This is a genomic window from Bacillus taeanensis, from assembly GCF_003318295.1.
Classification (GTDB): Bacteria; Bacillota; Bacilli; order Bacillales; family UBA6769; genus Maribacillus; species Maribacillus taeanensis.
This window is the reverse complement of the sequence record NZ_QOCW01000008.1, coordinates 44,324-56,360: the sequence shown is the minus strand read 5'-3', so window position 1 is coordinate 56,360 and position 12,037 is coordinate 44,324. Positions and strand designations below refer to the sequence as shown.

At 35.5% G+C, this 12,037-nt stretch carries 12 protein-coding genes; 10 read left to right on the top strand and 2 right to left on the bottom strand.

Going from position 1 to position 12,037, the window contains the following annotated elements; genetic code table 11:
* Nucleotides 1–225 precede the first annotated feature (225 nt).
* From DS031_RS09460 to xylE, 5 genes are all read left to right on the top strand, one after another.
* Complete coding sequence (locus tag DS031_RS09460) at nt 226–1,209, top strand: aldo/keto reductase (RefSeq protein WP_113805831.1); 984 nt, start codon at nt 226–228, stop codon at nt 1,207–1,209.
* A gap of 229 nt (nt 1,210–1,438) precedes the next feature.
* Nucleotides 1,439–1,642 (top strand): hypothetical protein, encoded by a 204-nt coding sequence (locus DS031_RS09455; protein ID WP_113805830.1) that lies wholly within the window; start codon nt 1,439–1,441, stop codon nt 1,640–1,642.
* Nucleotides 1,643–1,710: 68 nt separating this feature from the next.
* Nucleotides 1,711–1,848, top strand: a complete 138-nt coding sequence (locus tag DS031_RS23360; protein WP_181833080.1) for a hypothetical protein — start codon at nt 1,711–1,713, stop codon at nt 1,846–1,848.
* Between the two features lie 426 nt (nt 1,849–2,274).
* Nucleotides 2,275–2,421, top strand: coding sequence for a sporulation histidine kinase inhibitor Sda (sda, locus tag DS031_RS24630; protein ID WP_113805829.1), 147 nt, complete (start codon nt 2,275–2,277; stop codon nt 2,419–2,421).
* A 317-nt stretch (nt 2,422–2,738) separates the two neighbouring features.
* On the top strand, nt 2,739–4,142 hold the full coding sequence (gene xylE / locus DS031_RS09445; RefSeq protein WP_113805941.1) for a D-xylose transporter XylE: 1,404 nt from the start codon (nt 2,739–2,741) through the stop codon (nt 4,140–4,142).
* A 173-nt stretch (nt 4,143–4,315) separates the two neighbouring features.
* Here xylE and DS031_RS09440 read toward each other — a convergent pair whose 3' ends face one another.
* Nucleotides 4,316–4,552, bottom strand: coding sequence for a hypothetical protein (locus DS031_RS09440; protein ID WP_181833079.1), 237 nt, complete (start codon nt 4,550–4,552; stop codon nt 4,316–4,318).
* A gap of 326 nt (nt 4,553–4,878) precedes the next feature.
* Here DS031_RS09440 and DS031_RS24095 point away from each other — a divergent pair, with 326 nt between their 5' ends.
* A complete protein-coding gene (locus DS031_RS24095) occupies nt 4,879–5,223 on the top strand; it encodes a hypothetical protein (RefSeq protein ID WP_245947308.1) in 345 nt (114 codons plus the stop codon).
* 132 nt (nt 5,224–5,355) lie between these two features.
* Entirely contained in the window at nt 5,356–6,330 is a 975-nt protein-coding gene (locus DS031_RS09435) for a GMC oxidoreductase (protein WP_245947306.1), read from the top strand.
* Between the two features lie 394 nt (nt 6,331–6,724).
* Here DS031_RS09435 and DS031_RS09430 read toward each other — a convergent pair whose 3' ends face one another.
* Nucleotides 6,725–7,933, bottom strand: coding sequence for an ROK family transcriptional regulator (locus DS031_RS09430; RefSeq protein WP_113805827.1), 1,209 nt, complete (start codon nt 7,931–7,933; stop codon nt 6,725–6,727).
* A gap of 151 nt (nt 7,934–8,084) precedes the next feature.
* On the opposite strand from DS031_RS09430, the gene DS031_RS09425 reads away from it, so the two are divergent.
* From DS031_RS09425 to DS031_RS09415, 3 genes are all read left to right on the top strand, one after another.
* Nucleotides 8,085–9,842 carry a cache domain-containing sensor histidine kinase gene (locus DS031_RS09425; RefSeq protein ID WP_113805826.1) on the top strand — a complete coding sequence of 586 codons (1,758 nt, stop codon included), beginning with the start codon at nt 8,085–8,087 and terminating at the stop codon, nt 9,840–9,842.
* The gene (locus DS031_RS09420) at nt 9,814–10,593 is read left to right on the top strand and encodes a response regulator transcription factor (protein ID WP_113805825.1); all 780 of its coding nucleotides are present in this window, start codon (nt 9,814–9,816) and stop codon (nt 10,591–10,593) included. Before DS031_RS09425 ends, DS031_RS09420 begins: the two co-directional genes overlap by 29 nt.
* A gap of 123 nt (nt 10,594–10,716) precedes the next feature.
* A complete protein-coding gene (locus DS031_RS09415; RefSeq protein ID WP_113805824.1) occupies nt 10,717–12,030 on the top strand; it encodes an extracellular solute-binding protein in 1,314 nt (437 codons plus the stop codon).
* Nucleotides 12,031–12,037: the final 7 nt, after the last annotated feature.

Genomic DNA, 12,037 nt, shown 5'->3' with positions numbered 1-12,037 from the left:
ATTAATATGCAAACTAAGTTTGTGTTGTTATAATCAATTTAAAGTTATTTATTTTTTAGAGAGGGGGGATTACCAAGAGTTTATCGATCAGATACTGCAGATGGGGAAGCTATTGTTATTATTCAAACAGAAGGATCTGAAACAAATAGAGAGAAAATTGTTGTGATCAGTATGTTATTGAAGTTGAGTGTTTTTCAGAATGAATAATAAATGGAGGGTTAAAAAATGAATTATCATCAATTAGGAAGTACGGACTTAAAGGTAAGTGAATTAAGTTTCGGCACATGGGCAATTGGTGGAGCTTGGGGAAAAACAAATGATGAAGAAGCATTAAAAGGGCTTCATAAAGCAATGGAAGCTGGTGTTAACTTTTTTGATACAGCTGACGTATATGGAGATGGACATAGTGAGGAACTTCTCGCTAAAGCAACAAAAGGCAAAGAAGATGAGATCTATATTGCAACAAAGTTTTGCCGTGCTGGGGATATTTATGATCCGGCAACTTATTCAGAAAAATCGGTTCGCGCTTATTGTGAAGCAAGCTTAAAGCGTTTAAATCGTGAGCGGATCGATTTATACCAAATTCATTGTCCTCCGCTTGAAATTTTAAAACAGGGTAAAGTATTTGAAGTGCTTGATCAATTACAGCAGGAAGGAAAGATTCGTCATTACGGAGTAAGTGTGGAAACAGTAGAAGAAGGACTTTTCTGTATGGAAAACCCAAATGTTCGCACGCTTCAAGTAATCTTTAACCTTTTCCGTCAAAAGCTTGTTGATAAACTATTTCCACAAGCTAAAGAGAACGGTGTTGGCATTTTAGCGCGCGTTCCGCTTGCAAGTGGACTGTTAACAGGAAAATTTAGTAAAGATGCAAACTTTGAACAAGATGATCATCGTCATTTTAACCGCAATGGTGAAATGTTTAATGTCGGTGAAACGTTTGCCGGTCTCCAATTTGAAAAAGGAGTTGAACTGAGCGAGAAGCTAAAATGGATTAGTGAAGGACGAGGTAGTATGACAAGAGCGGCGCTTCGCTGGATTTTAGAGCATGAAGCTGTTTCGACTGTTATTCCAGGCTTTAAAACAGTGAAACAAGTTGAAGATAATTTACAAGCGTTGGATGTGCCTTCATTTAATGCTGAAGAAATGAAGCAGCTTAAAGCTTTCTATCAATTTGATGTTCATAAAAATATTCGCGGTCCATATTAAGGATAATAGGGAAGAAGGGGCTGTCTTAATAGGGTCTGATTCTATGCTTTTGAGATAGCTCCTTCTTTTTTATCATAAATAAGTAATTACTTGAAATGCTTATACAACTAAATTGAATACAAAAATGCTAGATAGATTAATAGCTTAATCAAAAAGCTTGTGGATTAGAAATTGTAAGCGTATCATTTATTGTATAAGCTTTTAAATATTCAGGGAGAAGGAAAAAAAAGTGTCTGTTATTTTGCATATTTTGTACAACCATATTATTCTATTAGTTCTGATGATATCAATTGGTATTATGCTGCAGAAGAAATACAGCTTTAATGTGAAGATATTTGCTAAATTGATGTTTGTTCTTTTTATTCCCGTGCTTATTTTTAAAGAAATAGTTGAAGTTGAAATCGACGTACAAATTGTCGGGAAAATCTTTTAATTTCATTCGTCTCATTGTTGGACAAGCTGCTGCATACAGCTTGGTTTTATTATATAGGAATATCAGGTGTGATGGCACAAGTTTTAGTTGTTTCAAGTGCTGTTCCTTCTGCATTAATTGTCGTGCTTCTTGCGATTGAATATAATAGTGACCCAGAATTTGCTTCACAGGTTGTGTTATCGTCAATGTTTATGAGTTTTCAATAACAGGATAATCTTTTTTATGAATATTTATTTCTTTTATAACACAGTAAAGAGTAGGAAAAATAACTTAGTTTATATACTGGACAAACTAAGTTATTGGTGATAAAATCTAGTTGAAAGCTGAATGAGTTAGGGGAGGACATTATGTTTTAGACAGAGGTTCCATATTTTATTGGGTTTAGGATTATGAAATTGGAAACGATAACATCAGCTGTGTTATGTAGTAGTCAAATGCCAATTTAATGGGCAAAGTTATTAATTTTAAAAAAAATTATGGAGGAGTGAAAATGAGTTATTTTAAAAATGTTAATCATGTAAAATTCGAAGATCCTAATTCTACTAATCGATTTGTGTGTAACTATATAAGTTCAATTTGAACTACCAACATGTCTTAAAAAAGGTATTGGTTCAAGAGTGGGGTATTAAATAATGATTTCGAGTTTAAGTAACCAATTTTTAATTAGCGTTTGTATTCAAGCAACAAGATTAAAGCTCGATCCCAATTTTATTTCTTTATTAGAAGAAATATACAAAAGAAATTTGCCATTAATGTGGCATAAAACAGGTAAAGGATGAGATATCATTTGATTTATTTCACATGTTGAAGAAATAAATCGAGTTTATATATTACAGTCAAAACTAGCTTTAAATTTACATTTGTGTAATTGAAGAAACAAAGTTAAATGAATAATTATTGTAAATGTTAAAGAAATTAAAAAGAGAGGAGGATAAAGGCAGATTTTCAATATTTAATGATGAAAAGTAAGCTTTTGAAAGTGATCCGTTAATCTTATCGATGTTTGCGGTTAAATTTGAAAACGCTTCAGGACTAATGATAAGGATAGCATAGATCACTTTCGATTTTGTTATTAAAATCTGCCTTTAAAAGAACTATGAAACGACAAAATTCATTTTATGTTACGGCAATTACTCTGGTAGCTGCTATTGGAGGCTTGCTTTTCGGGTATGATACTGCAGTGGTATCAGGGGCTGAAAAATCATTAGAAGCTTATTTTATTGATAGTTTGAATTTAGGACCGTTAGTGCACGGAGCTACAATTTCAAGTGCATTAATAGGCTGTATTATCGGAGGGTTAATGTCAGGTTATTTTGCATCTAAATTTGGCCGCAGGAATTCACTTATTATAGCAGCTGTCCTTTTCTTAATATCAGCCTTAGGTTCTGCTTATCCTGAATTTTTATTTTTTACAAAAGGTGAACCCACTCTTTCATTACTATTTACCTTTAATATGTATCGAATTATCGGTGGAATTGGTGTTGGTTTAGCTTCCGCGATTTGTCCAATGTATATCGGCGAAATTGCGCCTGCTAATATTCGTGGTCGATTGGTATCTTTTAATCAATTTACAATCATTTTTGGTATGTTAGTTGTTTACTTTGTAAACTGGAATATTGCCAATGGACAAACATTAGAATGGATTAATGATATCGGTTGGAGATATATGTTTGCTTCAGAAGCTATTCCAGCTCTATTGTTTTCTATACTTTTACTTTTTGTTCCAGAAACACCACGTTACTTAGCTTTAAATAATCAGGATGATCGAGCTTTAGATATTTTAACAAAGATAAATGGTTCTTCAGCAGCGAAATCTATTCTTCATGAAATTAAACAAACAGTGAGCATTTCTGTTGAAAAATCATTTTCTTCTAAAAAGTTATTTTCTTACGGGAAATTAGTTATCATTATCGGCATTATGCTTTCTGTATTCCAACAGTTTGTTGGAATTAACGTCGCATTGTATTATGCTCCACGTATTTTTGAAAGCATGGGGGCAGCAAAAGATGCTTCCATGTTACAAACGATTGTTATGGGTCTCATTAATACGGTCTTTACGATTGTTGCCATCTTAACTGTCGATAGATGGGGACGTAAGCCTTTATTAATAGTAGGTTCCATTGGAATGGCTATTGGAATGTTTGGTGTTTCAGGTATGGCTTTTTCAAATATTATTGGAATTAGTACTTTAATATTTATTATTGTATACACGGCATCATTCATGATGTCATGGGGACCAATTTGTTGGGTATTAATTTCTGAGATTTTCCCTAACAAAATCCGTGGTCAGGCAGTTGCGATTGCTGTAGCGGCTCAATGGAGTGCAAACTATTTAATTTCATCTACTTATCCAATGATGATGGAATTTAGTGGTGGCATGACTTATGGCTTCTATGGTCTAATGAGTGTCCTTTCAGCTCTATTTATTTGGAAATTTGTTCCTGAAACTAAAGGTAAAACCCTTGAGCAGGTTGAAAAAATATGGAATAAATCAGCATAAATATATAATAAGGGGAGCTGTTTTTGAGATACCTCTGACCGTTGACTTTTATTTTAGACAGAGTTCACTTGTTGTTGAACCTGTCTTTTTTCATCATAAAAAATATTTTGTGAAGAGTGAAAAAATTTATACCCTAAAAAACCTTCCGCAATTATTGCTGGAAGGTTTCTTCTTTAAAATAAGTTTATTACTTCACTTTTATTTCCAGATATACTTAAGAAATTCTCAACTGTAAAAGCAGAAACACCTAATGCAGCAGCATAGAATGAGAGATTTGAAAACTCAATTGTAAAATCCATTTGATTGAAGTGCAGTGCTTTTTCTTCAACAATAGTTCTTATCGGTTTTTTTAACCACTTTTTCGCTTTTGCTAGTCTATTGCCAATTACGATACGCTCTGGGTATCTCAATACCATCCATTAACGATATTAGGTCGATGCGCCACCCAGTCTCCTACGGTGACAGATGGAATCTTTAGTTTTGTCAGTATGTATTCACAATTTTCTTCAGTATTATAGACATTTTTTTTGCAGAAACGGCTCTACTCTAAGCATTCGTCAGTGTTAGCTTGATGGCGATGTGGCCCCTATATTAATAACAAGAAACCATATCAATCAAATCATGACATAGTACGCTGTCACCGTGTTCCACGGGTGCTAATCACCAGATTGCAAAAAACAGTCATGCTTAAGCCTTTCCTTTTAATAAGATAAGTTATATATGTAATGGAAGGGATGTGAAGAAAGTGTGGGATTATCCGAATAATTGGATACCGACAAAGTCATTGGAACAAATGGAAAATAATATATATGACGTTCTAATTGTCGGAAGTGGTGCAGGTGGAGGGGCTACACTTTATCGGTTATGCGAGCAGTGGAAAAATCGGAGTGCGAAGAAAATAGGGATTCTTGAAAAGGGAAACAAGCTATTTCATTCTCATGCTTTAAATATTCCTACAATGAATAATGATCGGATGTGGGGTCAATTATTACCTGATAATTCAACACCAGTTGGTGAACGACTCCCTCAATTTTCTGGTGCTAGGCAGGTGTTTGCTCTGGGTGGAAGAACATTATTTTGAAATGCGGGCTGTCCTCGTCCCCCATTATTTGAATTGAAAAAATGGCCTGTCCATCCAATAGAAATGGATGTATATTTCAGGCTCGCTGAAAAGGTTATGAATATTACAACTGCTTACGCTAAGGGTTCCTCCATGCAAGATGTTCTTTGGAAGCGACTTGTTTTTAATGGAATTTCAGAAGTAAAGGATTATCCGCTTGCTATTGATATGAGTAGATCCCGATTTGGTGAGATTCACTCTAATGCGTGGTTTAGTTCCATTTATTTTCTTGCTTATGCATTAAATAATCGCCCGTTTGATTTAGCATTAAACGCATACACTACTAAAGTGTTTGTTGAGAAAGGAAAAGTAGCAGGTGTTAATGTGATTTCACCAGAAAAGAAAAACTATACGATTCGTGCTAAAAATATCGTAATTTCAGCTAGTGCATTAGAGACTCCACGACTATTGTTGAATTCTAGTATAAAAGGTCGATCGATAGGACGTTATTTAACGAACCATTCGTTCATCCGAGCACATGGAAAAATAAGCCGTAATCAGTTTCCTGAAACTATCGGAAATTTGGCACTGTATAAGTATGAAACGAAGCATACACCGTATCTGATTCAAATATTAGGACCTGATCGTTATTTTGTGTACCAACAATTTGAAGAAAAAGTACTTCCTGAAGAGCTTGGAGTAACTTATGTAACGTTCGGCAGGGTTGAATCACGCCCTGAAAATAGAGTTTTTATAGACCCGGATGTACGGGATGAATATGGAGTCCCAATGAATCAAATTACCTTTGCATATAGTGAAAATGATAGGGTAGTAATCTATCAGATGTATGAAGGGATTTTCCAAACCGCTATCGCAATGGGAGTAAGACTTGATGGCGAGCCAACCATGTTACCACCAGGAGCCGATTTTCATGAGTCATGTACATGCCGAATGGGTATTGATCCAGAAACTTCAGCTACAAATCGTTTCGGCCAAATTCATGGCGTTAAGGGTCTATATGTTGCCGATAATAGTGTACTACCAACACTAGCTGCCGCGAATCCAACACTTTCCACCGTTGCTTTAGCAATAAGATTGGCTGATCATATTGTGAAACAAAGTCAGTAATGAGAAGCATTTTGTTTCATATTTCACAGGTGCCTGGTGTATTAGATATTAAATGTCGAATATGGTCTTTAAATAAAAAATGACCCCAGTGTGCTCCATTTTGTAAGATGAAAGTACCTGACAGGAAACCTCATTCTATCAACCAACTTGGAGGATTCTATAAAAGAGATATTGCAGCAACAGGTATATCCCAAGGTTCTCTACCTAGGTCAGTTAATCGAAGAGAGCTTGAAGAAATAAAAAAATAAAGGGCATTCAGCTTGTAGAGAAACCTAGTGTTTTTCTCTACAAGCTTTTTTTTAATGGTTTAGAAAACCCCCGGCATAGCCAGGGGTTTTCTAAACCATTAAAAAAGGGGTGCCTAAAAGCTATGCTTTTGGGCACCCCCTCTTAATTATTTACTTGCAAGCCCTTCATTATTTTCGGGTGGATTTAGAAAATTTTCCGCTATAAAAGCTGCAGCTCCGAGTGATGCTGCGTACGTCATAAGCTTGGAGAATTCTACCTTAAGGTCACTTTTAGAAAATGTTAACGTTCGTTCACTAATCTCTTGTTGAACAGATGGCATCAACCATTTAGCAGCCGCTGATAAGCGATTTCCAATAATAATTTTTTGTGGATTAAAGGTATTAATAATATTATTAATACCTATTCCTAAAAAGGTACCTACTTCTTCAAAAAGTTGAATCGCGTTCTCATTATTTTGTTCCGCTAAATCAATGAGCATTTTTAGCTTGATTTTTGATTGATCTTGGAGGTTTAATTGATCGTGAAGTGTGCTGTTGTTTGCTTTTTCAAGAACTGCATGTTCAGAAGCGTATAATTCCCAACAGCCTTTACTTCCACAGCGGCACTGTTTGCCGTTAGTTTCTATGACCATATGACCCATTTCCCCTGCAAAGCCGTTAAATCCACTGTAAAGCTCTCCTTTAAAAATTAATCCTACACCAATCCCAATTCCGGCACTAATATAAATAAGTTCTTCCACATCTTGATCAGCTCCAAAACGCATTTCGCCATATGCTCCAGCGTTTGCCTCATTTTCAATAATAATTGGAAGTTGATACATTGCTTCTAATTGAGCTTTTATGTCTTTATTTTTCCATTCTAAGTTTGGAGCAAGTAAAATTTCACCTTTATGATTCACGCTTCCAGGAACACCGAGACCAATTCCGACTACTCCATACGGACTTTCAGGAGCTGAGAACCGTAGAAAATCAATGACTTCAGTTAACTGTTTAAAAGTAGAATTATAATCATTGCTTAATAAAGGAATTTCTTTCTCTTTTACAATTTTTCCTTGAAGATCAGTTAAAATTCCTAGAATATAATTAACACCAAGATCAATTCCGATTGAATAGCCTGCCTTTTCATTAAACAGCAGCATCACTGGACGTCTGCCGCCGCTTGATTTACCAGGACCTTGTTCATAAATTAGATTTTCATCAATTAATTCACTAACTAATGAAGAAACTGTTCCTTTGTTAAGGCCTGCTTTTTGTGAAATATCAGCCCGAGAAATCGGAGAAAAATCTTTAATCATCTGAAGAACAATTGATTTGTTCATTTTTTTTACTAATTGAATATTTCCGGTTACGTTCATATTTTCACCACCAATAAATGATATACACTATATGTAATGTTTCTATTACCATTATAAAGTTTATTTAATTGATAAACAAACTAATTTAAAAGTGATATAATGTTTTTAAAAAATATTGAAACGAAATGGATGGACAAAAGGATGAAACATCATGAAATTATTAGGTAAGTACAATACGCTAAGAAATCAAATTTTAATTGTTTTTTTGTTTGTCATGGTCATTGTTTTATTGTTTGTTGGGGTTGCGACGTTTAACTCAGTGTCAAGTTTACTAAAACAGAATGCGGAAAAGCAGATTCAGGAAACAGCTGTTCAAGCGAATGGACGAATTGAGTCATTGTATCAACAAATTGATCTATTATCACAGCAAGTGGCAACCAATTCATTTCTGCAGCAGCTTTTTACAAATGAAGTGAATGGACAACCTATGACATATCGCGAAAGGCAGGAACTTATGCAGCTAACACTTAACCTTGGAGCTTATTCGAATGTCATTAGTTCGTTTGAGGTTTACACGAATAGTGGTAATCGAGTCATTCCTTTGGATGAAGGCCAGTTAACGAATGTTGTTGATTCAAAATGGATTGAACAGGCCGATAAAGCAAAAGGAAAGCTTGTTTGGGTTGGCAAAGACCCGAAAGATCCAACTTCGTTTCTAGCGTTAAGACGAATTAGTTTAATTGAGCGCTGGTTTTCAAACGGAGGATATTTACTCATGCACATAAAATCAGATTATTTTCAGCTTACTGAAAATCAAAAAAATCAGTATATGGTTCTTTTCGATCAAACATATGAACCCATTGCATCTAATTACGAAGGCGATCCGGAGCCGCTTGTTATAGAAATGCGGCAAACAATTGAATTGAATGAAAGCGAATACATGTTGGTGAAGGAAAAATCAAATCTAACGGGTTGGACGCTTATCATTTTAACACCTGTATCACTCTTAATGAATGGAATTTCAGTCTTAAAGGCAGCGGTTATTTTTTCCGGTGCGATGGGCTTTCTTATTTTTCTGTTCTTTTCTTATTTGCTTTCGACGATGATTACACGTCCTATTTTCAAGCTGACGAAAGCAATGAGGAAAACCGATGATGGAAAGTTAACGCTTAACTCGGAAATTTCTTCAACAGTTGAAATCAATCAATTAAATGAAACATACAACGAGCTGGTAGAACATACGAATCACTTAATTCAAGTAGTCTATGAGAAAGAATTAATTCGCAGTCGGACAGAATTAAAAGCACTGCAGGCGCAAATTGATCCTCACTTTTTGTTTAACACGTTAGATTCCTTGTATTGGTCGCTTGAGGATAAAGAAGAGGAAGAATTAGCGGAATTGGTGATTGCGATGTCTGAGCTGTTTCGTTATACAATTAGTGCGCAAAATAATGATGAATGGGTGACGGTTAAACAAGAGCTCGATCATATTGAGCGTTATATGCAAATTATGAATATGCGATTTGGTGACCGCTTTAAAGGAAACATCTCAGTTCCAAGTGAATATGAGAATATTCCAATTCCGAAGCTGTTAATACAACCTTTAGTGGAAAATGCGATTTTACACGGAGTTAGCAATAAAATGGACCAAGGCTCTGTATCCGTTATCGTTGAGCCATTAAAGAAATCAAACAATCTCGTAATTCAAGTAAAAGATAATGGAATCGGTATGACAAAAGAAACCATTAAAAGGATCGTCGAGTCCTTGGAATCTGGAAAGGTTTCAACAGCAAAACGAAATGGGATGGCGATTGCTAATGTTCATAAACGATTGCAGCTTTATTACGAAGATCAAAACATAAGAGGAATATCCATAAGCAGCGAGCTTAATAAAGGCGCATGCATAACATTTGAAATACCGATGGAGAGGGGTATTGGAAATGAAAAAAACATTATTAATCGTGGATGATGAGCCGAGAACAAGGCAAGGACTTAAAAAAACACTAGAAGTATGGGCTGAAGGAAAATATGAAATTTTAAGTGCGGAAAGCGCTCAGCAAGCGATGAAGATTCTTGGCCAGCAAAAAATTTCTTTATTAATAACAGATATTAGTATGCCTGAAATGACAGGATTACAAATGGTAAAAACGTTAAAAGAAAACAATCAGTCTCCCGTTGTGATTGTGATATCTGCTTATCCAGAATTTAGTTATGCACAGGAAGCGATTCAATTAGGTGTTTTAAGCTATCTTTTAAAACCGATTATGAAACGAAAGCTCATTGAAGAAGTGGAAAAAGCGTTAGAAGTGGGGGAAAACCTTGAGAAAGCAGGTATTCTAAAAAAAGTAGTCGATGAAAAGTTGGCCCATTTAAAAATAGAAGATCAAAAAGAAGGTTCCCTTATTAAAAAAGCAATGGAATATGTAGATGCTCATGTTGACTCCCAAATTACATTAACAGAAGCTGCAGCTCACGTTAATTTAAGTACTAGCTATTTTAGCGTCTTGTTTAAAGAAAAAGCAAACATGAATTTTAGTGAATATGTAACACGGACTCGATTACAAAAAGCAAAAAATTTATTGATATCCTCTGATTTACCGGTTGCTCAAATAGCAGAGGACGTTGGCTATACGACTTCAAAATATTTTATTAAACTATTTAAGGAATATGAAGGGGTTACTCCGAGCCAATATCGAAAGTCGGCAACAATAAGGAATTAAAAATTCTAAAAATAGTGGAATTTTCCCCAATCCCTGTTACCTTATGTTGATTAAGAGGAGATGCTACAATAAAGTTAGTTCAAGCAAACAAACAATAAAGAGAAAGGTAAGGGGGATTTTTACATGAAGAAGAAAGCGATTGCAATATTTATGGCGTTCATGGTAATGGCTGCACTCGTGTTAACGGGATGTACAAGCTCTGAAGAAGGCAGCGGAAATAACACAGGATTTTCTGATAAGAAAGTCGTTAAATTTATGCACTTATGGCCAGCAGGAAGTGCAAAGCAGCACAATCAAATTGTAAATGATATCGCTGCTCAGTTTGAAAAAGAAAATCCAGATGTGAAAGTACAGTTAGAAATTTTAAGTAATGAGCAGTATAAAGAAAAATTAAAAGTACTATCTGCTTCAAACGAACTTCCTGATGTAGGGATGACTTGGGCGGCAGGATTTCTTGAGCCATATGTAAAAGGATCAATGTTTGCACCGCTTGATGATATGTTAGGAGAAGGTTTAGGTGATCAATTTATTGCTGGTACAACAGAAGCTTACGCGATTGACGGAAACACGTATGGTCTACCTCTTGAACTAAATATTGCACCTGTTTTCTACAATAAGAAAATTTTTGAAAAATATAATCTTGAAGCACCAAAAACATATGATGAATTTAAAACAGTTGTGAAAACGCTCACTGATAACGGTGTTACACCAATTGCATTAGGAAATAAAGACCGCTGGACAGGATCAATGTGGTATATGTATTTAGCAGGTCGAATCGGCGGACCGGAAACATTAACAAACGCGATTAATCGCACAGGTTCATTTGAAGATCCTGCTTTAGTACAAGCAGCAGAAGAAATTCAAAATTTAGTTGGTATGAATGCTTTTGTAAAGGGTTTCAACGGCTTATCTAATGACGAAGCAAAAGGGCCGTTTATGAATGAACAAGCGGCGATGTATTTAATGGGATCATGGGAACTGCCTAACTATACAACAAATGAAGACGTACCTCAAGAATTTAGAGATTCAGTCGGTTTCTTTAAATTCCCAACTGTTGAAGGCGGAAAAGGAGATATTAACAGTTTTGTAGGTGGACCTGGAGTAGGTTTATTCGTAGCAGAAGATTCTGATGTAAAAGAAGAAGCGAAAAAATTTGCTGCATTCTTTGTTGAGAAATGGGGAGCGCGCGCTGTAACAGAAGCTGGTGTTATTCCTGCAACGAAAGTCGATACAGCAAGCATCAATTTACCGCAAATGTATATTGATGTGTTAGATGAATTAAGCGCTGCAAGCAATATTACGTTATATGCCGACGTTCAAATGAGTGCAGGTGTTGCGCAGGAGCATTTAAATATGATTCAGTCGCTGTTCGGCGGTCAAACTTCACCAGAAGAATTTGCGAAGGCTCATGAGGAAGCGCTTGCGAAAGAAGAGTAAATGAAAC

Bases quoted from the DNA above. Each gene is read 5' to 3' on its own strand.
- DS031_RS09460 (WP_113805831.1), top strand. From the start codon at position 226: ATGAATTATCATCAATTAGGAAGTACGGACTTAAAGGTAAGTGAATTA.
- sda (WP_113805829.1), top strand. From the start codon at position 2,275: ATGATTTCGAGTTTAAGTAACCAATTTTTAATTAGCGTTTGTATTCAA.
- xylE (WP_113805941.1), top strand. From the start codon at position 2,739: ATGAAACGACAAAATTCATTTTATGTTACGGCAATTACTCTGGTAGCT.
- DS031_RS09435 (WP_245947306.1), top strand. From the start codon at position 5,356: ATGCAAGATGTTCTTTGGAAGCGACTTGTTTTTAATGGAATTTCAGAA.
- DS031_RS09430 (WP_113805827.1), bottom strand. From the start codon at position 7,933: ATGAACGTAACCGGAAATATTCAATTAGTAAAAAAAATGAACAAATCA.
- DS031_RS09425 (WP_113805826.1), top strand. From the start codon at position 8,085: ATGAAATTATTAGGTAAGTACAATACGCTAAGAAATCAAATTTTAATT.
- DS031_RS09420 (WP_113805825.1), top strand. From the start codon at position 9,814: ATGAAAAAAACATTATTAATCGTGGATGATGAGCCGAGAACAAGGCAA.
- DS031_RS09415 (WP_113805824.1), top strand. From the start codon at position 10,717: ATGAAGAAGAAAGCGATTGCAATATTTATGGCGTTCATGGTAATGGCT.